The organism is Empedobacter sp. UBA7620 (genome assembly GCF_002484185.1).
In the GTDB taxonomy this organism is placed as follows: Bacteria; Bacteroidota; Bacteroidia; order Flavobacteriales; family Weeksellaceae; genus Empedobacter; species Empedobacter falsenii_C.
In genome coordinates this window covers 1-26,807 of record NZ_DLJI01000034.1, presented here as the reverse complement: position 1 = coordinate 26,807, position 26,807 = coordinate 1, and the positions used below count along the sequence as shown (strand labels likewise).

Genomic DNA, 26,807 nt, shown 5'->3' with positions numbered 1-26,807 from the left:
ATGAATATTACGACCATTTGTATCGGTAAAACAGACGAAAAAGCCATCGAAATGCTATTACAAAAGTATGAAAATCGATTGCCTTCGCACATTAATTATCAAAGAATTGAAATTCCTGACATCAAAAATCGTAAAAATTTGTCCGAAATTCAACAAAAACAAAAAGAAGCTGAGCAAATTTTGAGTAAAATCGTCAATACAGATTTTGTGATCATTTTAGATGAAAAAGGGAAACAGCCTACTTCGAAGCAATTTGCAGATGATATTCAAAATTACATGAATCAATCTGTCAAAAATCTTGTCTTTGTGATTGGTGGTCCTTATGGTTTTGACGAATCTGTTTATAATCGAGGAAATAAAAAAATGTCTTTATCCAATATGACATTTACGCATCAAATGGTTCGCTTATTTTTAACAGAGCAAATTTACCGAGGATTTAGTATATTGCAGGGTAAACCTTATCATCATGAATAACACCTCTCCGTTTGAAGAATTTGTTCCAAAGCAAGAAAATAAACTAAGTTTTGGCATTGGAAAAGCACTTTTATATAGCGCGATTGCAGTGATTATGATGCAATTTGCTGGCGGAATTGTGTCTGCTCCAGCACTTTTTTACAAACCGCTTAATCACTTACTTTTACCGTTAGGATTTTTAACAGGAACGGTTTGCGCAATTGTTATTTTATTGATGTTGACACAAACTAAATTTGCATCAATTTTAAAAGATATCAAACATTCTTTTACACCAATTCAGCTCATATTATCAGTAGCTTGTTGGTTATTTCTTTTGCCTTTAGCCGAAGTTGCAACAAGTTTAATTCCGACAACTGGACCTTTAGAAGAAATCTATAAAATTTTTCAAGCTTCTTTTGAAATGATGTTAGATTACAAAATCGCTGGGTTTGTTATGATTTGTATTTTGGCTCCAATTTTCGAAGAAATTATTTTTAGAGGAATAATCTTGAAAGGAATGCTAAACTTCAATGTAAATCCTACTACTGCAATATTAATCAATGGATTTATTTTTGGATGTGCACACATGAATCCTTGGCAATTTATAGGCGCTGGACTTTTAGGAATCATTTTTGGAATAGTTTATTATCGTACAAAATCGTTGTTTTTGCCCATGTTATTACATTTCTTAAACAACACTCTTTCTTACTCTTTAATGCTAATGCAGGGCGATATGGAAGGCGAAGTTTTTGCGCAAAGAGATTATTTATTAATTGGAGGAATGACACTTATCGGAATTTTATCTGTCTATTTATTAATCAAAAAAACAGAACAAAAAACAATATAAATGGAATTAATTTTTGCCACACATAACAACAATAAAGTAAAAGAAGTTACAAAAATGTTGCCTTCTTACCTATCGATGAAATCGTTGACTGATATTAATTTCTTTGATGAAATTGAAGAAACTGGAACAACTTTCGAAGAAAATGCACAACTGAAAGCGAAAACTATTTTCGATAAAACTGGAAAAAATATCTTTGCAGATGATTCTGGATTAGTGATAGAAGCGTTAGATGGCGCACCTGGTGTATATTCTGCTCGATATGCTGGTACAGGAAAAGACGAAGATAATATTGCAAAAGCGTTGAAAGAATTGGAAGGAAAAACGAATCGGAAAGCGTATTTTATTTCTATTTTCTGTTTAATTTTGGATGGAAAGGAATATTTTTTCGAAGGTCGAGTAAACGGAACTATTGCAACTGAAATTATGGGTGACAATGGTTTTGGCTACGATCCAATTTTTATTCCTGATGGTTTTTCAAAATCTTTTGCGCAAATGTCTCCAGAAGAAAAAAATGCAATTAGCCACCGAGGAAAAGCTGTCGAAAAATTAAACGATTTTTTAACTAATCTAAACGTAAATTGAGTTTACAACTAACAATATTAGGATTTAATTCGGCATTACCAACGGCTTTCACGCATCCAACCGCTCAATTATTAAACATCGCAGAACGCTATTTTTTGATTGATTGCGGAGAAGGAACACAAGTACAATTGCGAAAAGCGAAGGCAAAATTCAACCGAATAAATCACATTTTTATATCGCATTTGCACGGCGATCATGTTTTTGGATTGATTGGATTAATTTCTACACTTCAATTACTTGGTCGCGATATGCCTTTGTACATCCATGGTCCGAAAGGAATTGAGGAATTTATTACGACACAATTACGTTTAACAGAATCTAATAATTCATTCGAGATTATTTTCAATGAATTACATACAAAAGAATCTGTTTTAGTTTTTGAAGATGATAAAGTTGAAGTGTATTCTATTCCGCTAAATCACCGAGTTTATACAAATGGTTATCTTTTTCGAGAAAAACCAAAACCTCGAAAATTGAACATGGATACAATTGAAGAATTTCCTGAAATTGAAATCTGCGATTATCAAAATTTGAAAAATGGAAAAGATTTTATGTTAGAATCTGGAGAAATAATTCCGAATGATTATTTAACGTTTGATGCTCAAAAATCTTTGAGTTACGCATTTTGTTCAGACACAAAATATAAACCAGATATTGTTCCAATTATAAAAGGTGTCGATTTGTTGTATCACGAATCAACATTTTTACACGAATTGAAAGATTTAGCGGTTTACACAGGGCATACAACTGCAAAAGAAGCTGGAATGATTGCGAAACAAGCCAATGTAAAAAAATTAATTTTAGGTCATTTCTCTAATCGTTATCACGATTATAAACCTTTGTTAATAGAAGCGCAAGAAGAATTTACGAATACCGCTTTACCAGAATTGTTAAAAACTATAAAAATTGAAAGTCTCTAATCAAAATATAAAAAAATCCGTTCGATAGTCGAACGGATTTTTTTTGTTTACGAAACAACTTCTATCAAACTGCCTTTTTCTTCATCTTTTGTAATTTGAAGCGCAACTGGAATTCGATCTTTTAACTCATCAACATGAGAAATAATACCGACAATTCGGTTCTCTTTTTGCAAACTCATCAGCGTTTCAAACACAATATTTACCGCATCTGCATCTTGCGTTCCAAAACCTTCATCAATAAAAAAGAAGTTTTTTTCTGACTTCGCATTCGTTTGCACACTTTCTGCCAAAGCCAAAGCCAAACTCAAAGAAACTTGGAAAGATTGCCCTCCAGAAAGTGTTTTCACACTACGTGAACGACCTTCATTCAAATAATCTATAATCTCAAAATCATTATTGTCATTCATTTGTAAACTCAATTGATTTCTTGTCATTCGATGAAATCTCACATTTGCGTTATCACATAATTGTTTCAAATAAATTGACGAAACATATTGCACAAATCCTGCTGAATTAAACAAATTTCGCATCGTTTGTAAATTCGTCGCTCGTTTTTGCAATTTTTCCAATTCAATTAACAAATCTTTCTTTTCAGCAAAAGATTTATTCAATCGTTCAATTTCAGTTTTTGTTTTTGTTACAATTTCGGTCGCTTCTTTTAATTGATTTGTTACAAAAATTAATTTTTCTTCTTGTGTTTTATAAATCATTTCATCAAAAGAAACATCCGCTAATTTCTGCTCTAATTCATGAATTGAACTTTTCAAAGTTTCGAACAAAATTCTAAAATCTTCTAATTCTTTTCTTATTTGAAAAACATTAAATTGCTGATTTAAAATCAATTGAACTTCTTCAATATTTTGTATTTGATATTTTTCTAAAGCTTTTTCTATTTGATTTTGATTAATAGCCAATTCTTCTTTCAAATCAATGATTTGTTTTTCAACTAATTCGATTGAAGTCTTCTGAGAAGCCAATTTCGGATTTAATTGATTTAAATTTTCTGTAAATTGAATATAATTTTGTTCAATTTTCGCATTACTAAGTTTTAAATCATTCAAATTCTGTAGCACATTTTCTGTTGTTTGATTTTTAAAATCTTCAAAATTCAATACTTTTAAATTTGCTTGATTTTGCTTGATTTGCGAAGCTTTTTCAGTTTCTTCTAATCTAAATTTTTCTAAAGCATTTTTATATTTTTCAACAGATTGACGTTCTTTTTCTAAAGTTTCGCGAAAAGTTTCAATCTCTTTATTTTTATCCGAAATTGTTTTATCCAAAGCAATAGCTGCTTTCTTTTTTTCTTCAAACAATTCAACATTTTTCGAATCAAAATCTTTCCAAACAAACAAATTCAAATGATTTTCTTGTTCAATTTTTAACGCATTCAAAGCTTGATTTTCTTGTTCAATTTGTTTTTCAACAAACTGTTTTTGATCAATAATTTTCTGAATTTCATTTTGCTTTTTCTGGAGTAATTTCAGCTTTTCTTCAATTTGATTTAATTCATTATCTACAACTTCAAATTTCGTTGAAACATCATCAATCTCAACAATATTCGGATGTTCTAATGCACCACAAAGCGGACAAGATTCGCCTTCATGTAAATTATGTGCAAAATGCGCCAACTTTTGCTGAACTTCTAATTCATTTTTCTGTTTTTCAATTGATTTTTTAGTTGATTCAAGTTTTTGAAATTCAGAATTAAACCAATTTTCAAAACTTGAAATCTCAATATTTTCAGTTTTTAATTGAGTTTCAAAAACATTAATTTGATGCTTTTGTTCTTCTATTTTAGATTGTTGTTTCTGAATAGATTGTTGCAAATTTTGATTCTGAACAAACCAATTTCCAACTTCAATCAAAGTCTGAGAATCTATTTTTGACTTAGCTAAAGTTTTGACTTCTTTTTCAGATGATTTGATTGAAGCTTCAATTTTTTGTTCATTCTTCTGAACCTCTTCAACTTCTCTCAAACCTTTTGCTGTTCTTGCTTTTAACTTTTCTATCTCCTCTGAAAAAGTTAAAATTTGAACTATTAATTCTAAATCTGTTTCTTCTTTTCGTTTTATTGGTAAAGTTTCATAATCAGTTTTTATCGCTTCAATTTGGTTAGAAATTTCTTTGATTTGATTTTCGATTAAAGTCAATTGTTTTTGCTGATTCTCAACTGAAATTGACTTTTCTTCAATCTGATTTGAAACTTTTTTATGATTTTCTAAAAGTTGAGCAAACGCATTAAAAATCAATTCATAGCGCTCAATTTCAACTTTTCGTTGATCCATTTGATCTTTCTGAACTGAAACTTTTTCAAAATCATTTTTTTTTTGTTTTAACGTCTCAAAATCTGATTTCAACGCTTTTAAACGTTGAAATGATTCATTCATTTGATTATATTCTTCTTGAACTTGATTGGTAACTTTTGTTTGTTCAATCAAATTTTCTTCAAGCTCTTTTATTCTTTCTTCCGAAACTTCTTCAAAACCAGATAATTTTCCTTCAAGCTGATTCAAATTCGTTAAATTTTGAGAATTTAAAGCCGCAACTTTATCTTGTAAATCATAACGATGAAGTCCAAAAATCTCCTTCATCATTTGTGTTCGATCTTTTGCGCCCAACTCAATAAATTCCTTGAATTGTCCTTGCGGAATAATAATTGTTCGTTTGAAATTTTCGTAACTCAAACCGATTATTTCCTCTGCTTTTGAATGATTAAGCGGAATCCATTCATTGTCTTTTTGTTCATAAAAAACAACTATTGGCGATTTTACATCTTCAAAACGTTTCGAATTTCGTTTAAATTCGCGCGTCGCTCTGAATAATTTTTGTTCAAAATTGTAGAAATCAAACTCTATATATGACAAATTCGATTTCAAATTCATCATATTATAGGCGCGTTTATCTTTAGAATTTAGACGTTCGGTTTCACCATATAAAACGTACATAATCGCTTCCAAAATTGACGATTTCCCTGAACCTACATTCCCGAAAATTCCGAATAATCCTGCTTCAGTTAATTCAGAAAAGTCAATTGTTTGGCGCTCTTGGTATGAATAAAGTCCTTCTATGGTTAATTTTACTGGAATCATTATGAATTCAAAATTTCGTTAAACAAATCCTTTATTTCGTCGTTTGGTTCTTGATTTCCGTTCTTCGATTTGAAATAATCTGTAAACAATTCCTTCATATCTTTTGTTTGATCTGCAAACTTATATTCAACCGTTTCAACTTCTTGATTTTTAACTTTCGGAATCAAATGAATAATTCCATCATGTGATTGATAAATCAATTTTCGTTCATCAGCTTTCAAAAAAGAATCACTTTCTAAAGTCAATTCAACCAACGCATTTTGATTTTCATTCAACCATTCTACAGCTACATTTATATCATCAAAAGTTTTACGAATAAGTGGTTTTCCGTTCTTTAATTCTATTTTATGATAAGAAATAGCTTGATTTAGTTCTGCTTCTATTATCGAAACATATTTCGTTTGACCAGCTTCGGAAAAACTATAACACAAAGGCGAAGAGCTGTACACAACAGGCTTTTCTTCCGTCCCTATGTTCTTAAAACCATGCAAATGCCCAAGCGCTGTATATTGAATTTGAGGCGGAATAGCTTCTGAAAAAATCATATCTGCATTTCCAATTTTAATTGGTTTTTCTCCTTCTGGTTCTTCTAAAATTTCAGCACCTTTTTGGTTCATATACAAATGCGCCATCAACAAATTAACTCCATTTTCGTCACAATATTCATTCGCAATATTTTTCCAATTTGTCGCTAAAACTTCATTCAAAGCTTCTTCTTTATTCTCTCCAAAATATTGTTTCAAACGGATTTCGTTTGCATAAGGTGTATGAATAATTCGAATCGGAAAATCGAAAGAATTTAATTTCAATTCAATCATTCCTTCCACAGATTTCGAAATTTTGAAATCATTTAATTCAAATTCCTGAATTTTTGCATTTGGATAACCAATCAAAATAATTCCACATTCGCGCGCCAAAGGATCTGGAGCATCAATCAAACTTGGAGAATCGTGATTCCCAGAAATCGCTACAACAGGACGTTTTCCATTATTCGAAAGTCTTTTTAATGTTTTATAAAATAATTCTACAGCTTCTACACTTGGATTAAAATTATCAAATAAATCGCCCGCAATAAGTACCAAATCGACTTGTTCTTGATCTGCAATTTCGACAATTTCATTCATCACTAAAATTTGCTCTTCTAATCTCGAAAAACTATCTAATTTTTTGCCCAAATGCCAATCGGCTGTATGTAGAATTTTTATCATTATTCTTCCGTTTCTGGTTTATTTTTATCGTTAAATTGCTGATTAATTACTTTCAATCGAGCTTTACGTTCAGCTTCAGCTTCTTGCGCTTTACGCTTCTTTTGATCTAACTTTTTCTTGTGCGCTTTTTTATTTGCGTCTGTATTTCTACTCATTTCTATTTGGTTTAAAATTAATTTTTCTCCACGCCAAATGATGTCGCAAAGTTAGATTAAATGATAAAGAATTGTAAAACTTTTGTCCAACTAAATTGAAATTATTAACTTGGGTAGAAAGTAATCGAATTTATTAATTTTAAAACATTTATAATGGGAAAAGGCGATAAAAAATCGAGAAGAGGAAAAATTGTGAATGGCTCTTATGGAGTAAAACGTCCGAGACATAAGTATTATTATGAAGAAGATGTGGTTGAAGAAAAACCAGCCAAAAAAGCTAAAAAGTAATTTTTTGAAGCTGAAAATCACGATTGATTTTCAGCTTTTTTATTGATTATTTGATGAATTTATATTCAACATTATTCCAAAAAACATAAGCTCCTTCTTGTTTTAAACTTTCAGGCTTATCTATAATTCTTGGAAAAATATTGTCTTTTGTAATTTTTCCAAAAGAAGAACTTTTACCAGAAGCAGCACCTCCATTTTCAGTATCTACAACAGCATAAGACTCAAAATGTTTGAACAAATAAAATGAATTTGTTGTTTTATCAATTCGACCTAACAATACTTTTCTTGTACCATCTGCAACATACAGATTATTTTCCTCTACAGTTGATTTATATTTAGACGTTTTCAATTCTTCATTGATTATAATCGAATCTTTTTTCAATTCAATAGATTTGACAGAAGGATCTTCGTACAGCGTCCACGTTTTCTTAAAGAAAGTTTCAGATTCAGCTGGATAATCTTTTCCGTCTGGTCCTTTGTAATAATGTTTATCTAAAATTGAAACATTTTTATCGAATTTGAAAATTTCAGTTTCCGTTGGTTGAGGATTCGTAGGCTGTTCTTTGACTGGAGTTGTCACTTCGTCTTCTTGACAAGAAAAGATTACAAAAGCAGCAAAAAAAGGTAATAACTTTTTCATGTATGATTATTATTTATACTAAACAACCTCAAATCTATTCAAAAAGTATAAAATCTGTGTTAAATATTCCTTATTTCGAGCCAATTCTAACAAAAGTCATTGAATACAAAATCAACAACCTCATTATCTTTGCCGAAACAAAAACAACATGAAAGCAATTTCACTTGCCTTATTTCTATTATTGAATACTACAATTTTTGCTCAATCTCTTGAAATAAAATCACCGAATGAACTTCCTAAAAATGATCAACGTACAAAGATATTTTTGGGAGGAACGATTGATATGGGAAATTCTGAAGATTGGCAAGCGAAGGTTTCAAAAGAATTGAGAAATGAAAAAGTCATCTTGCTAAATCCTCGTCGTGATGATTGGAATACCGCTTGGAAGCCTGTGAAAGAAGAGCCCGAATTTCGCAAACAAGTGGAATGGGAATTGAATGCATTGGAAAACGCAGACTATATTATTATGTTTTTTGGAAAAGATTCTAAAAGTCCGATTAGTTTGTTGGAAATGGGATTGTATGCAAAAAGTGGAAAACTTTTGGTGATTTGTCCAGATGGTTTTTGGCGAAAAGGGAATGTTGATATTACGGCAGAAAAATATGGCGTAAAACAATTTGATTCGATAGAAAATGTGTTGGATTATTTAAAAAATAATCTAAAATAATTAATTAAAAAAGAGAGAATTAAGTTGAAACCTGAAAGGTTTAACATATAATTTTATTTCTCAAAATCTTATTTTAAAAATTTATGTTTTAGCTTTGAAACCACTTTAATAGTAAGTTTTAGAGATTATGAAACATAATGATTTGGAAATTAATCGGTTGATTGAACGATTAGAATCTTTAGGAATTTTGGTCGAAAAAATCGAGAGTTCTGGTTTTGGTAGTATGTTAAATTTTGAAATGATTTATCAACTTCCTGAACAAAATATTTCTAACGCTATCAATTTTAGACGTTTTGATATACAAGATGTTTATCTTTATTTCAAAGAAGCAGTTAATCAAAAAGGAGATTTACTTTTTATAGAATAAACGAAAAATGCTCAAGAATTTGAGCATTTTTTTATTTCAATTTTTGTAAGTCATTAACCGTATAAAACTTCATATCATTGTTCTTTACAAACTTGCAAATCTCTTCTAAGGTTTTAAATTCAGTTTCATAATTATTAGTTGCTTTTGCAACTGTTTTATGCGCGTAAAAAACGACTATCTTATTGTTATCCTTTGCATATTGCAACAACGAAATAAAATAAGGCACACTAAAATGCGCGTAACTATTATCGATTCCTAAACCAAAAAATAACGGTTTATTTTGATAATAACAGTTCTGAAAATTAGGCGCTTCGTTTCCATAAGTTGTTCCTCTTAATGTTTTAAAATGATTGAAAAGTAATTGATCCGATTCTACACTTCGATCACCATAAGGATAGGAAAAATCGGTTACATCAAGTCCTTTGTTTTTCATCAAACTTAGCATTGGAGCGATTTCTTTTTCAATAAATTCTTTTCCTCCAAATTCTTTTATATACTTTGTTGTATATACATGAATTAAACCATCCGCAGCAATCTCATTTCCGTTTTGTTGCAGATAAGTTAACTCACGAATTTGACTCTCCGAAAGCTTATCAAAATGCGTTACATAAAACGTTCCTTTCCAATTGTATTGTTTCAATTTTAAATTCGCATTGAACCATTCGTCCACATAATCATCATCAAATGTAAGCACCACTCCTCCTCTATTTGTAGATTTTTTTGTTTCTTTTATCGCATCTTATTCGTGTGTACAGCTATTCAACACAAAAATTGAAATCAGACAAACAAAATAATAGTTGAGTTTTAGCATTCTTTATCAGTAAGTTTTAGTAGTTAAATATATCGAAAAAGCAACTATTAAAATCAGAAATTTTTAAAATTAAGCAAATTTTAATTTTAGATGATTTTGAAGTTTTAAAAAAAAACCACTCAAAATTGAGTGGTTTAGAAAATACTATATTGTAATTTATATCTGCTGATACATAAAGTTTTCACCTAGATAAACGCGACGAACATCTTCATCATTTGCTAATTCTTCTGGCGAACCTTCTTTCAAGATTTTACCTTCGAACATAATATATGTTTTATCGGTAATTGCAAGCGTTTGCGATACATTATGATCGGTAATTAAGATTCCGATATTTTTATCTTTTAACGAACGTACAATTTTCTGAATATCCTCAACCGCAATAGGGTCAACTCCAGCAAAAGGCTCATCTAATAAAATAAAATTAGGTTCTGTTGCCAAACAACGTGCTATTTCGCAACGACGACGCTCACCTCCAGAAAGTAAATCACCACGATTTTTACGAACATGCTCTAACGAGAACTCTTCAATCAAAGCATCTGTGCGCATTTGTTGCTCTTTTTTGGAATGTTTCGTGAATTGTAAAACTGATTTGATATTATCTTCTACAGAAAGTTTACGAAAAACAGAGGCTTCTTGCGCCAAATATCCAATACCTTTTTGCGCGCGTTTGTACATCGCATCGTTTGTGATATCTTGTTTATCCAAAAAAACTTTTCCTTGCGTAGCCTTTACCAAACCAACAATCATGTAGAAAGAAGTCGTTTTACCAGCACCATTTGGTCCTAATAATCCAATAATTTCTCCTTGTTCTACTTGAAAAGACACATTTTTTACGACATGTTTTTTACCGTAATCTTTTACTAAATTCTGACCTTTTAATACAATTCCCATATCGCTTCAAAGATAGGATTTTTGTTATTTAATCGAGTTAATAATATCATATTTTGTGATGATATGATATTTTCCGTTTTCTAATTCTATTAAAACAGCTTGATTATCCTTTGTAATTAACTTCGAAACTTCTTCGATAGATGTTCCTGCTTTTACGACTGGATATGGTTTTCCCATTATTTCGTGAACAGGTTTTTCAGCAACATTTCTATCTTCTAAAAATGCTTGAAACAAATCTGATTCATCCAAAGAACCAACAATTCCATTCACGTCCATTACTGGAATTTGAGAAATTTTGAAACGACGCATACGATCAATTGCATGAGAAGCCAATTCCTCTGTACGAACCGTAACCAAAGGTTTATCAACATGTTCTTTGATTAAATCGACAGCTGTTTTGATTTCTTCGTCCAAATATCCTCTGTCACGCATCCAATCATCGTTAAAGATTTTTCCTACATAACGAGAACCTGAATCGTGGAATAAAACTACTACAACATCATCTGGTCCGAATTCGTCCTTCATTTGCAACAATCCTTTGATCGCTGATCCCGAAGACATTCCAACAAACAAACCTTCTTCTAAAGCTAAACGACGCGTATAAACCGCTGCATCTTTATCAGTCACTTTTGTAAATCCATCAATAATATCAAAATCTACGTTTTCTGGTAAAATATCTTCACCAATTCCTTCTGTTACATAAGAATACACTTCATTTTCGTCGAAGATTCCTGTTTCTTTATATTTTTTGAAAACTGATCCATACGTATCAACTCCCCAAATTTTAATATTAGGATTTTTTTCTTTCAAGTATTTCCCAACTCCTGAAATTGTTCCTCCAGTTCCAACACCAACAATAAAATGCGTTACTTTTCCTTCTGTTTGTTCCCAAATTTCTGGTCCAGTTTGCTCATAATTCGCAATTGCATTTGATGGATTATCATACTGATTGACATACCAACCATTCGGTGTTTCTTGAGCCAAACGTTTAGAAACTGAATAATAAGAACGTGGATCATCTGGCTCAACATCCGTAGGACAAACCACAACTTTTGCACCAACAGCGCGCAAAATATCCATTTTCTCTTTCGATTGTTTGTCTGTAATCACACAAATTAATTTGTAACCTTTGATCACAGCAGCCAAAGCCAATCCCATTCCTGTGTTACCAGAAGTACCTTCGATAATTGTACCTCCTGGAACTAAACGACCATCTTTTTCGGCATCTTCAACCATTTTTAACGCCATACGATCTTTACAAGAATGACCAGGGTTAAAATATTCAACTTTTGCTAAAACTGTACATGGTAAATCCTTTGTAATCTTATTAATTTTAACCAAAGGTGTATTCCCAATCGTTTCTAATATATTGTTTGCGAATTTCATTTTTTTCTAACTTTTAAATTAAAACATTAAATTTTATCTAAAATTAATAGCTTTTGCAGGTGTAATTTTAGATATCATATACGAAGGCAAAAGTAATACAATTGCACAAACTAATAACGCTCCTGCATTTAATAAAACAATTGTGCCAAAGTCTAAATAGACTGGAGCTGTTGATAAATAATAGTTTTCTGCTGGAAGTTTTATAATTCCGAAATATTTCTGAATGAATAATAATCCAAGTCCAATTACATTTCCAGCAATTAATCCTGGTAACATGATAAATAATGCGTAATTGATGAATAATTTTCGGATTCGCCAATTTGTCGCACCAAATGCTTTTAAAATTCCGATTGAATGTGTTCGTTCTAAAATTAATATCAATAAAACCATCACCATATTAATCACCACCACAAAAAGCATGATAAAAAGAATAATGACAATATTTTTGTCGAAAATCGAAATCCAATCATTAATCTGAGCAAAAGATGCTGTTGCTGATTCTGCATACAAATTATATGGAATATTTTCTTGCACACGCTTTGCAACTGGATCAATATTTTCGACATCATTTACAAATAGTTCGAAACCACCAACAGTTGTCGAATCCCAACGATTAAGGCGTTGCACATGCTTGATATCACCAAACATAATTTGATCGTCAAAGTTTTTGATATCTGTTTTGAATAATCCAGAAATGGTAAATCGACGATAAATAGGCTTTGTATCTTCTTGAATAAAATACATCACAAACGAACTGTCAACATCCAATTTCATTTCATCCGCAATCTTTTTCGATAATAAAACCTCATCCATTATCGAATCTTTATTGATTCGCGGAAAATGTCCTTTTACCAAAAATTTATCGAAACGAACCGAATCATAATCTGTTCCAACTCCTTTGAACACAACCCCACTAAAGTTTTCATCCGTTCGGATAACACCACTTTTATTGGCAATTGCTTGTACATGTTCTATTTCTGGAATCGATTTAAACTTTGGATAAAAAGCTTGATGAAGTGATAATGAATCAGAATTTAATGACGTATTACTATTGTAGTTTCTAATCGTAATATGACCATTAAAATCGGCCAACTTTTCTTTGATTGCCTTTCTTGCACCAACACCAGTCGAAATCGTTACCAAAGAAACAATCAACCCTAATGCTACCGCAATTTGACCTACTCGAATAATAATACTCGATAAGTTATTTTTAGTATTTTTACCAAGCGCAATTTTTTTTGAAAACCACCAAGAAAAACTCAAATTATATATTTTTTATAAGATTAAAACTAACTTTAGGCTTTAAATTCGCCTAAATTCAAATGATTCAAAACGAAATGAAAAACTTTGTCAAATATACATCAATTGGTTTACTTAGTTCAGTTATTTTTTTCGGCTTTTCTACTCCAATTTTAGCTCAAAATAATACATCAAAAACAATAGATAATCATTCAACTATTCTTGTTGGAGCAGAAAATACAGCTAACTATCTTTCGAAATTAAAAGGTAAAAAAGTTGGATTAATCTCGAATCAAACAGGAATTGCAACCATTAATGGAACAACGATGCATACAGTTGATTTGTTACTAAAACATAAAATCAATGTGGTTAAACTTTATTCGCCAGAACACGGTTTTCGAGGAGATGCTGATGCTGGTACAAAAGTAAAATCTGGTGTTGATACAAAAACTAACTTACCAATTATTTCGCTTTATGGTGATAATAAAAAACCAAAAGCAAATCAGATTTCTGATGTAGATGTTTTGATTTTTGATATGCAAGATGTTGGCGCACGTTTTTACACATACATTTCTACTTTGCATTATGTTTTGGAAGCTGCGGCTGAAAATGGCAAGAAAGTAATTGTGTTGGACAGACCAAATCCTAACGGACATTATGTGGACGGACCTGTGATGAAAAACGAGTATAAATCATTTGTTGGAATGCACAATGTTCCGATTGTTTATGGAATGACGATTGGCGAATATGCGCAAATGATCAACGGTGAAGGTTGGTTAGCAAATAGTATAAAAGCAGACTTGGAAATTATTCCGCTTATCAATTATACCCATCAGTCCAAGTACAATTTACCTGTGAAACCATCGCCTAATTTACCAAATGCTCACGCGATTAATTTATATCCAAGTACATGTTTGTTTGAAGGGACAAACGTTAACGAAGGTCGTGGAACAGATATTCAGTTTCAGGTTTATGGTTCACCATTCCTAAAAAATATGTCTTTTCAATATACGCCAACTTCAAAACCTGGTGCAACAAGTCCAAAATTCAAAGATGAAGTTTGTTACGGAGAGGATTTATCGGATGTTCCGTATCAATCTGCCATCAATTTGAAATGGTTAATCAATGCATATAAAAATAATACGAAGCAACCTTTTTGGGCGATGAATGGTAAAAAATTGTGGATTGATCAACTTTCTGGAACTGATGAATTGCGCAAACAAATAGAAGCTGGTTTATCAGAAGCAGAAATAAAAGCAACTTGGCAAAAAGATTTGGAAGCTTTCAAGAAAATAAGAACAAAATATTTGATTTATAAGGATTAAATTAATGCAAGTTAAAAGAAGCGTTCTTCAGAAGCTGTCTACAAATGAATTAAATTCTTATATCAAAGATGATTCTAGATTTGTTCCTGAAGCAATAAAAATAGCTTTCGAAATTTTAAAAAATGAACGAAATGTTCAGTTTTCTGAAATTGAAACAACTCGAATTAAAAATTTAATTTCATCTAAAATTATTTATCATGAAAAAGAAAAAAAGAAAAATTCTTTCGAACCAAATTTAGTTGAAGACATTGAGGAGAATAATGAAGTTCCAAAACTTCATACTAAAACTGAAATTGTTTTTCATTCAAGCGTATTTTTTTCTTTTATTGGAGCTGTATTATTCTATAAAAATCTAAAAAAAATTAAAGACATTATGCTCTTTCATTATGTCATTTTAGTTCTTTTTAGCCTTTTAATGTTAGTTTTTGATTATTATTTGTACGAATATATAGTTAATCATCAAGAAGAATTATCACATATTAAATACAAACGTTTTGGTAATTTCGGGATATTTATAACAATTCGTGGAATAGCAAATTTCATTCTTATTAGTTTAATATGGAATTACTTTTTTGGAAAAGATTTTAAGTATAGGGAATTAAAATAATTAAAAACGGAAGCCAAATTTGACTTCCGTTTTATATGTTTTAGAATGATTATTTTTCTCCTACAACAGCAGAAATAGATTCGCCTAATTCTTTTACTTTTTCATATAATTTTGTTGAACCTTTTTCAAATTCAATTGTAATTTTTCCTTCTCTTGCTTTTATTTCTAAGGAATCTCCTTCTCTCCAAACGTAATTTTTTCCTTCAGTCACTGGTTTTCCAAATACTTTTCCGATTTCTTTGATTGCATTTGCCGACTTTGGTTTATCAAAAATTGCTGAGTATGAATATACTTCGTTGCTATCACTCACACTAACTGAAACATTAGAATGAGTTGTTGAACTTGAATTTTTGCTAACTGATTGTGATTTAGCTGTTTGTCCGTTACAAGCAAAAGCTATTAAAGTTATTGCGATAAATAATGTCTTTTTCATATTTTTATTTTTTTATAAAATTCTGAAAAAGATTAATTTGCATTGGTTAATGAACGGTTAACGAAGCGTTAACACAAAACGAGCTACAAAATAATTGTAGCTCGTTTTTAAGTATTAAATTTATTTATATTTTTTGTCGCAAGAATTTTATCTCCAAGATTTTTAATTTTATCTACAATTTCTTGATTATCTGTACTTTTTTGAATCTCCATTTTAAGTGAATTATCATTCAAAATAATTTCAAAACTTCCTCGTCCAGTCCAGATATAACCAGATTCTTCCAAAATTCCTTCACCAAATTCTTTCTCGATTGTTTTCTTTATAATCTCTTTTTTATCCGAATTAAAAGTTCCTTTCATCGAGTAATAAGACTCCGTATTATTCGCTCTCAATTGTGCAAAAACTGCAAACGTTAATAACATTAAGAACAAGCTTAAATATTTTTTCATTTAAGGTCTATTATTTAAGATAAATATATGAAATTTTTCAGCAGAAAAACATCTTATAATTTGTTTAATATTTCAATCGTTAAGAATTCTCCTGTCATCGAATCAAAAGAGAATAAACAATTTAAACGACTATAATCATTTGCTAAACGATTTGGATCATTATTAATAATTCTTTGATAATCATTACTTTTACGAACTTGAGTTTCATCAATATTTCGATTCAAATCAAAAATATTTTGACCTTCATAAACCTTACAAATTGGATTTGGAGAAAGATAAAACTTAATCGAAACAATCATTTCATCAACAATTTTCACCGAAATACCTTTTTCTTTGTACAATACAATTTTTCCTTGAGGAATATTTTGCTCTGAAATATCAGATTCAAATTCAGTTTGAAATGATTGAAATAATTCGTCATTCACCGATTTTCCTATCAAAGAAAAATACTGATTTGGATTGGCTTGAAATAAGTTTGTCATATTTTATAGAATTGATTTCATAAAAAAACCTTTCCAAAAATAGAAAGGTTTTGATTAATTATTGAGTTAAAAATCTTAGTTTTCTTTTAAATAAACTCCATCAGCCTCAAAATTATATTGCAACTGAGGTTTTGTAATTTTCGCAATTTCTTCTTTCGATTGTCCTGCATCTTCTGCATAATGGCGCAATTTCTCAACAGAAATTTCACTAACAAAAGCTTTTCCGTGCACGACAACATTCGCTTTTTCACCATCTAAAGGCATAAAAAAACCATAATCTTTGAAACGCACAAACGACTGTTCTTCGCCTTTTCCAAGATCAACTTTTATCCAACAACCTTTCTTTTTGCAAACAGATTCTATCGTCGAAACAAACTGAACATTTTCCAAAGAATCACCACTTTTCATGTTATCGTATAACTTTCCAAGTTCGTTTTTTGTTAATGTATTTTTGATATCAAACGATTCTCCATACACTTGATACGCATATAAATCGTCTATTTTTGCCGTTCCGTTATCTAAAATTTTTGATTGAGATTTAGAAGCTTTTTCAGTTTTAACCTTGGTATCTTTTTTCGTTTGAGCATTAGTTGTCAAAGCAAAAGATGTTAAGGCACAAAAAGTTAATATATATTTTTTCATATTAATTTTATTTAGTTCAAATTTAAATAATTATCCATCAATAATTTAATATTTGGATAAGAATTTTCTAATAACTCAGGAATTTCATTCTCTTTTTTCCATTCAACCGATTCAATTCCTTCCTCAGTTTGTGGCAAAGGCAATTCAACACCGTCATAAAAAACTTCGAACCAAAATGTTTCTTTGATAATATATTCTCTCAAAAAATAAATGTGAAAAGTAGGCATCAAAAATCGTTTCAACTCTAAATTTGTCAAACTACATTCTTCTTCAATTTCGCGAATTGCAGATTCTTCTCTCGATTCCCCTTTCTCCATTTTACCTTTTGGCAAATCCCATTTCCCAAGTCTGAAAATGAACAAATAATCGTCTTGCGGATTACGAACAATTCCACCCGCTGCTTGTATATGCTTGTAATATTTTAAGAATTTCGTCCAAACATCATCAATATCTTCACTAAAAATATTGACTAAAGTTGCCGTTTTTGATGATAATAAATGAAAAGATTCATCAAATTGAGCTTCATTTTGAAACAAAATATTTTTTGCTTCTGGATTAGGTTGGTTGCTGAAAGTTAACAAACTTTCATTAAAAAAAACTTTGTACATTTGAACGATTTGTTACAAATTTATAAAAAACTCACAAGGATATGAAGGTAAATACAAATAAAGTCCGTTTTGCAAAAAATCAACAAGAAGCATACACTTTTTTGTTGGATATGAAGAATTATGAGCAATTGATGCCAGAGGACACAAAATCGTTTGAAATTCACGAATCTGGAAAAGGTTTTACAGTTGGTGTTGGCGCTTTACCAAAGGTTGGAATGCGTTTGAAAGAGACAGTTGAGCCATCGAAAATTGTTTTCGAATCTCCTGCACCTGCTTTTGAATATACTTTGACAATTTCTATTGATGCAGTTGATGAAAATTCGTCTGATGTTACATTAGATTTTGATGGAAATTTCAATATGATGATCGAAATGATGGCAAAAAAACCATTGACATCTTTCATTGAAACTATTGCAGAAAATTTAGGAAAAATAGGCTAAGACTATTTTTCGATAAATAAAATTCCTAAAACTGTTAAATAAACTTTATATTTTAAAGTTATTTAGCAGTTTTTTTATCTAAATTATTTTTTATGAAACACTTTTATTCAAAAATAATTCTCCTACTCTTTTTTACTTTTACACTAAATAGTTTTTTATTTGGTCAATATATTCTGGTAGATACATCTTTATCGAAAGAAGAATTAATTGATAAATTTATTGGAACAAACACAGGTTGTATTACTATTTCTAATATTAATATTTCTGGATACAATAGATCTTATGATGAAATAAGCTATGGTTATTTTACAAAAGGAACTAGTAATTTTGATCTTTCCGAAGGAATTATTTTATCTACTGGAAAAGCAAAAGCTGCTGAAGGTCCAAATGCTACTTTACAAAGTTTTTATGGAATTAATTGGGGAGGAGATCAAGACTTAATTGATATTTTGATACAATCTAATTTACCTCATGACAAAATTTTAAATGCTACATCTCTCGAATTTGATTTTGTATCAAACCTTACAACAGATCAAATTAGTTTCGAGTACATGTTTCTTTCAGAAGAATATCGAATTGATAATTGTGATTATTCTGATGCTTTTGCCTTCTTAATCAAAAAAGCAGATAATTCTGAACCTTATCAAAACATTGCATTAATTCCAAATACAACTATTCCTGTAACAACTAAAACAATTAATGGAGCAGATAGATGTAAAAGTTTCCAAGAATATTTTGGAGGGTTTAATTCTAGGAATAGTCCAACAAATTTCAATGGACAAACAAAAGTTTTGAAAGCAAATGCACAAATTGTAGCAGGCGTAAAATACCACATAAAATTGGTAATTGCTGACCATGGAGATAGTTATGGCCTTTATGATTCTGCTGTTTTCTTGAAAGCTGGAAGTTTTATAGGATCAAAAAGTTTAGGTTCTGATGTTGTATTATGTCCTGGAAAATCTGAAACAATAGATGCGACAACTACAAATGCTACAGCTTATAAATGGTACAAAGATGGTGTGGAAATTAGTGGTGAAACAAATGCAACATTAGTGGTAAATGAAACAGGTTATTACGAAGTAGAAATCACATTGAATACTGGTTGTTCTTTGAAAGGTCATATTAATGTTTCTGTACAAGAAGAACCGCAAATTTATCAAGATCGTTTTTCTATTTGTGATGATGATTTAGATGGAAAAACACAAATAAATTTAGACGAATATACTGATCGAATTGTAGAAGATTATTATTCTGCTCATCAAGTGAAATATTTTGATACCGAACAAGATGCTAAAGATAATATTTCTGCAGGAATAACGAATTTTGAACTAAATGGAATTCAGACATCTAAAGAAGTTTGGATTCGTGTTCAAATCGGGACTTGTGATCCAGTTATAAAAAAAATTACTTTTACATTAAATAATCTAAGTATTGCAAACATAATTCCTCCAATAGAAATTTGTGACGAGGATTTAAGTAACGATGAAGAAATTGTTTTATCCGATTATATTGATGACTTGATTACGAATATATACGGATCTCCAACTTATTATTTAAGCGAAGCTGATGCAAAAAATAGTCGAAATGCAATCAGCGCGACACAAATAATAAATTCAGATCAAACATTTTGGGTAAGATTTAAACAAAATGGTTTATGCGAAAATGTTGCTCCAATTCATTTTATTTTCAAACAATCTGGAAAATCATCAACCTTAAAAGATGTTACAATTTGCAAAGGAACAACGACTACTTTGGATGCAAGTACAGGATTTGACACTTACGAATGGTTGCATAATGGTAATAAAAATCAATCTATTACAAATGTTTCTGTTGGAACTTATTATGTAAAATTAGGATTAAATGGTTGTTTTTATACCCAAGAAGTAAAAGTTATTGAAGCCGAAGATCCAACTATTCAATCTATCGAAATTCAAGGTTCTACGGTGACCATAAAAGTCACTGGATCTACGCTTCCATATCTGTATTCATTGGATAACGGCACTTTTCAATCTTCCAATATCTTCACAAACGTAACTTTAGGAACTCATACAATTTCTGTGAAATCTGCAGCTAATTGTTCGCCTATTTCGAAAGAATTTTCGCTGATTAAACTAATCAATTTTATTTCTCCAAATGGTGATGGTAAAAATGATGTGTTGGATTATTCGCAATTAAAAAGTAAAATCAATCCGAAATTTATCATTTATAATCGAAAAGGAAAATTATTATTTACTGGTTCGGAAGCAAACAATTATACATGGGATGGAAAACTGAATGGAAAAGCGCTACCTTCCGATAGTTATTGGTATATTATCGAATGGACTGAACCAAATTCAACTCAAACTCAAAAATTTGAAGATTGGATTTTATTAAAAAGTACTTATTAATGAATAATTGGATAAATTTTCCTAAAAAGGATTTGATGCTCGAAATTTATTTTTCTGAACAAAATATGGAGGACAAAACTTTATTATTTTGGAATCAAATTAAAATTTCTCCTGAAATATGGAAATGTGATGATGTTATTGAGGATAATTTTTGGGTAGTTGCTGTATACGAAAATTATTTGATTTGGTACAATGATATTGAAGAAGGTTTTAATGTTTCAAGATTCAAAATTAAAGGTGAAATAGTAGAATATAACGCTTCTAAAGATGAATTAAATTTCGCAATTGAAGCGCTTAAAAATAAAATCGAATCTATTTAAAACAAAAAACCAGAAGATTAACTTCTGGTTTTATTGTGATATATAATTTCAAATGATTAGCTCATTGATTTTTCGAAGCGTTTACGATCTACTTCTTTTAAGTGAATTTTACGTAAACGGATGAAATTTGGAGTTACCTCGATACATTCATCACCTTGGATGTATTCCATACATTCTTCTAAAGTCATTTCTATTTTTGGAGCAATAGAAGATGAATCATCTTTACCAGCTGCACGGATATTGTTTAATTTTTTAGCCTCAACTACGTTTACAACTAAATCATTATTACGAGAGTGCTCTCCAATAATCATTCCTTCGTAAACTTCTTCTCCTGGAGCAACAAAGAATTTTCCACGATCTTGTAATTTATCAATAGAGTAAGGAGTAGATGTACCTTGATCTTTAGAGATAATTACACCAGCAGAACGTCCAGCAATAGCACCTTTAAAAGGTTTGTACTCTAAGAAGTTGTGTGCCATTACAGCCTCACCTGCAGTAGAAGTTAACATTAAAGAACGTAAACCAATTAATCCACGAGATGGAATTTCAAACTCTAAGTGTTGCATACCTTCCTTAGCTTCCATAACTAATAAATCTCCTTTACGTTGTGTAACTAAGTCAATAGCTTTAGAAGAGTAATCATCAGGAACATCAATTACTAATGTTTCGTATGGCTCACATTTTACACCGTCAATTTCTTTGAAAATAACTTGTGGTTGCCCAACAGTTAACTCATATCCTTCACGACGCATTGTTTCAATTAATACAGATAAGTGCATGATACCACGTCCGTAAACTAATTGTGTATTAGAATCTTCAGTTGGTTCAACACGTAAAGCTAAGTTACGCTCTAACTCGTCTGTTAAACGATCTACTAAGTGACGAGAAGTAACAAATTTACCATCTTTACCAAAGAATGGAGAGTTGTTAATTCCGAAAGACATGTTCATAGTAGGTTCGTCGATATGCATTACAGGTAAAGCTTCTGGATTTTCAGGATCTGCGATAGTATCTCCAATTTGGAAACCGTCAATACCAACAACAGCACAAATATCACCAGCTTTTACTTCTGTAGCTCTTACTTTTCCTAAACCTGTAAAAGTATATAATTCTTTTACTTTGTGTTTTTTGAAAGAACCGTCTGGCTTTGTTAAAGCAATCCAGTCACCTTCTTTTACTTCTCCACGAGTTACTTTACCAACAGCAATACGTCCTAAGAATTTAGAATAATCTAAAGATGTAATTTGCATTTGTAAGTCACCTTCTTTAGCTTCTGGAGCAGGAACGTGCTCTAAAATACCATCCATTAAAGGTAAGATATCTTCTGTACGAACGTTCTCTGTATTAAACCATCCTTGTTTAGATGATCCGTAGAATGCAGGGAAGTCTAATTGATCTTCAGTAGCATCTAAGTTGAAGAATAATTCGAATACTTTATCGTAAACTTCGTCAGGACGACAGTTTTCTTTATCAACTTTGTTAATTACTACTAAAGGTTTTAAACCTAATTCTAATGCTTTTCCTAATACGAAACGAGTTTGAGGCATTGGTCCCTCAAAAGCATCTACTAATAAGATAACACCATCAGCCATTTTCAACACACGCTCAACTTCACCACCAAAATCGGCGTGGCCAGGAGTGTCGATAACATTGATTTTTACACCTTTATACTCTACCGAAGCATTTTTAGAGAAGATCGTAATCCCTCTTTCGCGTTCGATATCATTGTTATCCATGATTAATTCACCTGAATCTTGGTTTTCTCTGAAAACGTTTGTTGAGTGAAGAATTTTATCAACCAAAGTAGTTTTACCGTGGTCAACGTGTGCGATAATCGCAATATTTCTAATGTTTTGCATCCTTGAAATTTATGGGTGCGAATTTACGATAAATTATTTTTAATTACTATAGATTTTATTTAATTTAATGAAATCGCAACAAACGTATGTTATTTATCGTTTTTTATTACCAAATGGGTTGTATGATATACCAAAGTTGAAATAGAAAGATGATTTTGGTTTATACTCGTATATATAGTCATTAAAAGATTCATTTTTTTCAAAGATTCTTCCAGTAGGAATGCTACGTAGTCCTGTTTTTACAGTACCAATAAAATCACCAATTCTATGTTCATACATTACACCACTATTAATTTCTGTTTGTCTAAATTCAAATGTTTTATTCGATTGGTTAAAATAGAATGATGTAACATCCATTTCACTACCAAGAGAAAATCGACCATTATTAAATACATTTTTTTTCATCATTACTCTTTTTGGAAGTATGATATCGGCTATCCAACCATTTTTAAATTTATGCTCATAAGAAATAATGGGGAATGTAGGTACTTGCGAACTAGGGTCTATAATTACAGCTAAACCTAAAAGTAATTTGGTTCTTTCGTTTGCTGTAATCATTATACTACCTGTTAGTAAACCACGGAATCTTTCAAAACTATTTTCGTTACCATCAACTGATAGAGTAGCTGAATAAATTGCTGTTTTTTTCCATAGTTTAGAAATATGACTTGCAGTTACAGCTTCCGAATGATAATGAAAGTTTTGTTTCGTTTCATTCATAGTAGAACTAAGGTTATCTATATTTGCTGTCGTGTACTTATAATTAAGTGCTGTAGATATCGTCCATTTTTCTTTTTTGAAAAAATATAAATTCGCATTTGCCTTTATTTGTTGAAAGTTTTTCACTTTACTTTCGGGTAAATTAAAGTTGCTATCTTCTAACTTTTGAGAAAATTTATAAGGTGTAAGATTTGTATATTCTACATTAAGAACACGGGTAGAGGGGAATTTATCTGCAACAAAAACGACAGCTCTTTTTTGAATACTATCTTTTTTTTGAGCGAATGACAAAGTTGAAAGTAAAAGCAATAAGCTTGTAATTGCTTTTTGTTGTATTGAATGCATTAATTTTTATTTGATTTCGTGAATACTCGATTGGAAAAAATTGAAGACAAATACCTTATCATAAATCTTACTGATATTGTGTTCTTCTATTGTTTTTAAAATTGATTTTAAGGTTGTGTCTAATTTGTCATTTACAAGAACAAACCAAGATTCTTTGTTTCTATTTATAGAAATTGTTTCGTTATTTTTAAGATTAGAAATATCCATTAACTTTACTTCTTTAATATGTTCATTCTTCTCAATAATACAAAAATCATGATGTATACAATCTACAATTTCTAATGTCGGATCGTAGCATTGTATAAAACGATTTAAATCTGTTATTTGAATAATTTTATCTTCTTTTTCTGTTGCAGAAAAATTTAGAAGATTTAACTTATTTACCCAAAAATTAAAATTTTTCACACTCATAGTATTTCATGTTTTGTAAATTGAATAGCTAAGAAAAGTATAAAAAAATAGTTTTGATCGTTTTTTATACCAACACTAGATTTTTTTATACCAACCAGAAAAAAAAAGAAGAAGTATAATAAAAACGTTGGTTCGTATAAACTTTAATAATGGAATAGATTAATCAATTACCTTTGTTATAGATAAGATTTTTATAAAAATGAATTCATTGTTACCTCAATCAAAAAATCAAAAAATCATAAATTTTCTAGTAGATAAAAAGTTTAGATTTTCTCGTCATTTACTTTTTATAGTTGGATTTTTATTAGTGATATATAGTTCTACGTTTGCATCTAATTATTATGGTGTATATAGATATTATGTTATTCTTTTACTATTTGTAGTATTTGTATTAAAAACATACATCAATATTTATATATTGGTTCCAAAGTTTTTTTTTAAAGGTTACTATATTTTATATCTATTGTTATTAACAATTTTAGTTTATGTGGGGATAAATATTATTGGTCAATCATTAGATGTGTTTTTTGAAAAATATAGAATAGCTAATCCTAGACATTTTGGTGAAAACATAAGGAGAAGTTATGAAGGGCTTATAGTTGTTGTGCCAATTATTATGATGACAACTACCTTAAAACTTTTTCAGAAATGGATTGAAGATAATAGACAAATATCTGAACTGAAAAATTTGACATTTTCAATGGAGATAAATGAATTAAAAAATCAAATCAACCCACATTTTTTATTCAATATGTTGAATAATGTAAAAGCATTAATTAGAAAAGATCCTGAAGTAGCGACAGACGTTATTATGAAACTTTCAGATTTTTTAAGATATCAATTATATGAAAATAATGAAGAAAAAACACCTGTTTCTTCGGAGTTGAAATTTTTAGCTAATTTTTTAGATTTAGAGAAAATTCGTCAAGAAAATTTAAATGTAGTTATAGAGACAGAAGCGAATAAAAGTGAATTGAATTCTACATACATCCCGCCCAATTTATTTACAACATTTGTAGAAAATGCTATAAAGCATAGTGTTAATTTAAATGGAGAAGCAATTTATATAAAGGTAAAAGTTTCGATTATTGATAATCATTTACACTTTGTTTGTTTAAATTCTTTAGATCCTAATTACATCATTCCTAATAATAAATTTAAAGGTTTAGGGCTTCCAAATATTACAAGAAGATTAGAACTTTTGTACGGAAAAATGTATACTTTAAATATAGAATCTACAAAAGATGAATATGTTGTTAACTTAATAATTCCAATATGAATTGTATTATAATTGATGATGAGCCTTTGGCAAGAGAAGAAATGGAGTTATTAATAAACGAAGTTTCTGAATTAGAAATTCTAGGTAAGTTTCCGAATGCAGCTTTAGCTTTAAAGTTTTTAAGTACAATACAACCAGATGTTATATTTCTTGACATAGAAATGCCATTAATTAATGGGATAGAGTTTGCGCAAAGTGTACCTAAAAATACTTTAATAATTTTTACAACTGCTTATTCAAGATACGCAATAGATAGTTATGAATTAGATGCTATCGATTATTTGTTAAAGCCAATTGATAAAAAGCGTTTAGAAAAAGCGATAAATAAGGCAACGTTTTTTTATAATTTCCTTTCTAATAAAAAGGTTGAAGAAAATACTGTTGAAGAGAATGATGATAATTTTTTATTTATAAAAGCCGATAGAAAACAATATAAAATAAGTTTTTCTGAAATCTTGTTCATAGAAGGTTTGAAAGATTATGTAGTGCTTTATACAACGACACAGAAGTTAATTACAGCAATGAATTTAAAAACGATTCACCAGAAAATAGATTCAGAATTTTTTATACGCGTTAGTAAATCATATATCATAAATTCAAAACATATTAATTCATTTGATAATCATACCATTTATATGAACGAGTTTGAAATTCCAATAGGAGAGACCTATCGATCAGAATTCATGCTGAAATACTCAAAAGGAAATTAGATTAAAAGAAAGTAGTGTAAATAAAAAAAGCCAAACATTTCTGTTTGGCTTTGTGACCTGGCTGGGGCTCGAACCCAGGACCCCAACATTAAAAGTGTTGTGCTCTACCAACTGAGCTACCAGGTCTCCGTATTTGGAGTGTTATAGTTTTTATACTTCTTAATAACATGAAGTTTGTGACCTGGCTGGGGCTCGAACCCAGGACCCCAACATTAAAAGTGTTGTGCTCTACCAACTGAGCTACCAG

General features: G+C 30.2%; 30 protein-coding genes and 1 tRNA gene. 14 read left to right on the top strand and 17 right to left on the bottom strand.

Going from position 1 to position 26,807, the window contains the following annotated elements; genetic code table 11:
* Genes rlmH through B2217_RS08180 form a run of 4 tightly spaced genes read left to right on the top strand, consistent with a single transcriptional unit; the run spans window position 1 to window position 2,802 of the window.
* A complete protein-coding gene (gene rlmH, locus B2217_RS08195; protein WP_038334530.1) occupies window positions 1-474 on the top strand; it encodes a 23S rRNA (pseudouridine(1915)-N(3))-methyltransferase RlmH in 474 nt (157 codons plus the stop codon).
* Window positions 467-1,300 (top strand): CPBP family intramembrane glutamic endopeptidase, encoded by an 834-nt coding sequence (locus tag B2217_RS08190; RefSeq protein WP_180904935.1) that lies wholly within the window; start codon window positions 467-469, stop codon window positions 1,298-1,300. The genes rlmH and B2217_RS08190 overlap by 8 nt, the downstream gene beginning before the upstream one ends.
* Window positions 1,301-1,882 (top strand): RdgB/HAM1 family non-canonical purine NTP pyrophosphatase, encoded by a 582-nt coding sequence (gene rdgB, locus B2217_RS08185; RefSeq protein WP_125348823.1) that lies wholly within the window; start codon window positions 1,301-1,303, stop codon window positions 1,880-1,882.
* Window positions 1,879-2,802, top strand: coding sequence for a ribonuclease Z (locus tag B2217_RS08180; protein ID WP_180904936.1), 924 nt, complete (start codon window positions 1,879-1,881; stop codon window positions 2,800-2,802). Before rdgB ends, B2217_RS08180 begins: the two co-directional genes overlap by 4 nt.
* A 47-nt stretch (window positions 2,803-2,849) precedes the next feature.
* Here B2217_RS08180 and B2217_RS08175 read toward each other — a convergent pair whose 3' ends face one another.
* From B2217_RS08175 to B2217_RS08165, 3 genes are read right to left on the bottom strand one after another with little or no spacing between them, the layout of a single operon-like run.
* The gene (locus B2217_RS08175) at window positions 2,850-5,891 is read right to left on the bottom strand and encodes an SbcC/MukB-like Walker B domain-containing protein (protein ID WP_180904938.1); all 3,042 of its coding nucleotides are present in this window, start codon (window positions 5,889-5,891) and stop codon (window positions 2,850-2,852) included.
* Entirely contained in the window at window positions 5,891-7,096 is a 1,206-nt protein-coding gene (locus B2217_RS08170; RefSeq protein WP_180906854.1) for a metallophosphoesterase family protein, read from the bottom strand. Before B2217_RS08170 ends, B2217_RS08175 begins: the two co-directional genes overlap by 1 nt.
* A gap of 2 nt (window positions 7,097-7,098) precedes the next feature.
* A complete protein-coding gene (locus tag B2217_RS08165; protein ID WP_180904939.1) occupies window positions 7,099-7,254 on the bottom strand; it encodes a hypothetical protein in 156 nt (51 codons plus the stop codon).
* A gap of 153 nt (window positions 7,255-7,407) precedes the next feature.
* Between B2217_RS08165 and B2217_RS08160 the strand changes: the two genes are divergently transcribed.
* A complete protein-coding gene (locus B2217_RS08160; protein WP_180904940.1) occupies window positions 7,408-7,542 on the top strand; it encodes a 30S ribosomal protein THX in 135 nt (44 codons plus the stop codon).
* Between the two features lie 46 nt (window positions 7,543-7,588).
* On the opposite strand, the gene B2217_RS08155 is transcribed toward B2217_RS08160, so the two are convergent.
* Window positions 7,589-8,182: a hypothetical protein gene (locus B2217_RS08155; RefSeq protein WP_180904941.1), complete on the bottom strand. Its 594-nt coding sequence runs from the start codon at window positions 8,180-8,182 to the stop codon at window positions 7,589-7,591.
* Between the two features lie 148 nt (window positions 8,183-8,330).
* On the opposite strand from B2217_RS08155, the gene B2217_RS08150 reads away from it, so the two are divergent.
* On the top strand, window positions 8,331-8,849 hold the full coding sequence (locus B2217_RS08150; RefSeq protein WP_291122280.1) for a nucleoside 2-deoxyribosyltransferase domain-containing protein: 519 nt from the start codon (window positions 8,331-8,333) through the stop codon (window positions 8,847-8,849).
* Window positions 8,850-8,976: 127 nt separating this feature from the next.
* Window positions 8,977-9,216, top strand: coding sequence for a hypothetical protein (locus B2217_RS08145; protein ID WP_038334521.1), 240 nt, complete (start codon window positions 8,977-8,979; stop codon window positions 9,214-9,216).
* Window positions 9,217-9,247: 31 nt separating this feature from the next.
* On the opposite strand, the gene B2217_RS08140 is transcribed toward B2217_RS08145, so the two are convergent.
* The 4 genes from B2217_RS08140 to B2217_RS08125 all read right to left on the bottom strand — a co-directional run bounded on the left by B2217_RS08140 (window position 9,248) and on the right by B2217_RS08125 (window position 13,567).
* Window positions 9,248-9,949 carry a polysaccharide deacetylase family protein gene (locus B2217_RS08140; RefSeq protein WP_291122303.1) on the bottom strand — a complete coding sequence of 234 codons (702 nt, stop codon included), beginning with the start codon at window positions 9,947-9,949 and terminating at the stop codon, window positions 9,248-9,250.
* Window positions 9,950-10,183: 234 nt separating this feature from the next.
* Window positions 10,184-10,912 (bottom strand): LPS export ABC transporter ATP-binding protein, encoded by a 729-nt coding sequence (gene lptB / locus B2217_RS08135; RefSeq protein ID WP_125348857.1) that lies wholly within the window; start codon window positions 10,910-10,912, stop codon window positions 10,184-10,186.
* Window positions 10,913-10,942: 30 nt separating this feature from the next.
* Window positions 10,943-12,304, bottom strand: a complete 1,362-nt coding sequence (locus B2217_RS08130) for a pyridoxal-phosphate dependent enzyme (protein WP_115001359.1) — start codon at window positions 12,302-12,304, stop codon at window positions 10,943-10,945.
* Window positions 12,305-12,337: 33 nt separating this feature from the next.
* Window positions 12,338-13,567 carry an ABC transporter permease gene (locus tag B2217_RS08125; protein ID WP_180904944.1) on the bottom strand — a complete coding sequence of 410 codons (1,230 nt, stop codon included), beginning with the start codon at window positions 13,565-13,567 and terminating at the stop codon, window positions 12,338-12,340.
* 74 nt (window positions 13,568-13,641) lie between these two features.
* Between B2217_RS08125 and B2217_RS08120 the strand changes: the two genes are divergently transcribed.
* Window positions 13,642-14,868 carry an exo-beta-N-acetylmuramidase NamZ family protein gene (locus B2217_RS08120; protein WP_244957957.1) on the top strand — a complete coding sequence of 409 codons (1,227 nt, stop codon included), beginning with the start codon at window positions 13,642-13,644 and terminating at the stop codon, window positions 14,866-14,868.
* A 4-nt stretch (window positions 14,869-14,872) separates the two neighbouring features.
* The gene (locus B2217_RS08115; protein ID WP_180904946.1) at window positions 14,873-15,475 is read left to right on the top strand and encodes a hypothetical protein; all 603 of its coding nucleotides are present in this window, start codon (window positions 14,873-14,875) and stop codon (window positions 15,473-15,475) included.
* A 49-nt stretch (window positions 15,476-15,524) separates the two neighbouring features.
* On the opposite strand, the gene B2217_RS08110 is transcribed toward B2217_RS08115, so the two are convergent.
* The 5 genes from B2217_RS08110 to B2217_RS08090 form a co-directional block, all read right to left on the bottom strand.
* Window positions 15,525-15,908, bottom strand: a complete 384-nt coding sequence (locus tag B2217_RS08110) for a hypothetical protein (protein WP_115001364.1) — start codon at window positions 15,906-15,908, stop codon at window positions 15,525-15,527.
* A gap of 107 nt (window positions 15,909-16,015) precedes the next feature.
* Window positions 16,016-16,357, bottom strand: a complete 342-nt coding sequence (locus tag B2217_RS08105) for a hypothetical protein (protein WP_115001366.1) — start codon at window positions 16,355-16,357, stop codon at window positions 16,016-16,018.
* A gap of 53 nt (window positions 16,358-16,410) precedes the next feature.
* Window positions 16,411-16,839 (bottom strand): hypothetical protein, encoded by a 429-nt coding sequence (locus B2217_RS08100; protein ID WP_038334512.1) that lies wholly within the window; start codon window positions 16,837-16,839, stop codon window positions 16,411-16,413.
* A 75-nt stretch (window positions 16,840-16,914) separates the two neighbouring features.
* On the bottom strand, window positions 16,915-17,481 hold the full coding sequence (locus B2217_RS08095; RefSeq protein ID WP_115001368.1) for a DUF4920 domain-containing protein: 567 nt from the start codon (window positions 17,479-17,481) through the stop codon (window positions 16,915-16,917).
* Window positions 17,482-17,492: 11 nt separating this feature from the next.
* Entirely contained in the window at window positions 17,493-18,089 is a 597-nt protein-coding gene (locus B2217_RS08090; protein ID WP_115001370.1) for an NUDIX hydrolase, read from the bottom strand.
* A gap of 41 nt (window positions 18,090-18,130) precedes the next feature.
* Here B2217_RS08090 and B2217_RS08085 point away from each other — a divergent pair, with 41 nt between their 5' ends.
* The 3 genes from B2217_RS08085 (at window position 18,131) to B2217_RS08075 (ending at window position 21,236) form a co-directional block, all read left to right on the top strand.
* Entirely contained in the window at window positions 18,131-18,529 is a 399-nt protein-coding gene (locus tag B2217_RS08085; protein WP_038334509.1) for a hypothetical protein, read from the top strand.
* Between the two features lie 92 nt (window positions 18,530-18,621).
* On the top strand, window positions 18,622-20,916 hold the full coding sequence (locus B2217_RS08080) for a choice-of-anchor L domain-containing protein (protein ID WP_180904947.1): 2,295 nt from the start codon (window positions 18,622-18,624) through the stop codon (window positions 20,914-20,916).
* The gene (locus B2217_RS08075) at window positions 20,916-21,236 is read left to right on the top strand and encodes a hypothetical protein (protein WP_180904948.1); all 321 of its coding nucleotides are present in this window, start codon (window positions 20,916-20,918) and stop codon (window positions 21,234-21,236) included. The genes B2217_RS08080 and B2217_RS08075 overlap by 1 nt, the downstream gene beginning before the upstream one ends.
* Window positions 21,237-21,292: 56 nt before the next feature.
* Here the strand turns inward: B2217_RS08075 and typA are convergent, their stop codons facing one another.
* The 3 genes from typA to B2217_RS08060 all read right to left on the bottom strand — a co-directional run bounded on the left by typA (window position 21,293) and on the right by B2217_RS08060 (window position 24,571).
* The gene (gene typA / locus B2217_RS08070; protein WP_180904949.1) at window positions 21,293-23,095 is read right to left on the bottom strand and encodes a translational GTPase TypA; all 1,803 of its coding nucleotides are present in this window, start codon (window positions 23,093-23,095) and stop codon (window positions 21,293-21,295) included.
* A 93-nt stretch (window positions 23,096-23,188) separates the two neighbouring features.
* Window positions 23,189-24,160 carry a hypothetical protein gene (locus B2217_RS08065; protein ID WP_038334506.1) on the bottom strand — a complete coding sequence of 324 codons (972 nt, stop codon included), beginning with the start codon at window positions 24,158-24,160 and terminating at the stop codon, window positions 23,189-23,191.
* 6 nt (window positions 24,161-24,166) lie between these two features.
* Complete coding sequence (locus B2217_RS08060; protein ID WP_038334505.1) at window positions 24,167-24,571, bottom strand: hypothetical protein; 405 nt, start codon at window positions 24,569-24,571, stop codon at window positions 24,167-24,169.
* A 199-nt stretch (window positions 24,572-24,770) separates the two neighbouring features.
* Here B2217_RS08060 and B2217_RS08055 point away from each other — a divergent pair, with 199 nt between their 5' ends.
* Together B2217_RS08055 and B2217_RS08050 are read left to right on the top strand one after the other, a co-directional pair.
* On the top strand, window positions 24,771-25,850 hold the full coding sequence (locus B2217_RS08055) for a sensor histidine kinase (protein ID WP_180904950.1): 1,080 nt from the start codon (window positions 24,771-24,773) through the stop codon (window positions 25,848-25,850).
* The gene (locus tag B2217_RS08050; protein WP_180904951.1) at window positions 25,847-26,560 is read left to right on the top strand and encodes a LytR/AlgR family response regulator transcription factor; all 714 of its coding nucleotides are present in this window, start codon (window positions 25,847-25,849) and stop codon (window positions 26,558-26,560) included. The genes B2217_RS08055 and B2217_RS08050 overlap by 4 nt, the downstream gene beginning before the upstream one ends.
* A gap of 53 nt (window positions 26,561-26,613) precedes the next feature.
* On the opposite strand, the gene B2217_RS08045 is transcribed toward B2217_RS08050, so the two are convergent.
* Window positions 26,614-26,686: transfer RNA gene (locus tag B2217_RS08045), tRNA-Lys, on the bottom strand.
* Between the last annotated feature and the right edge of the window lie 121 nt (window positions 26,687-26,807).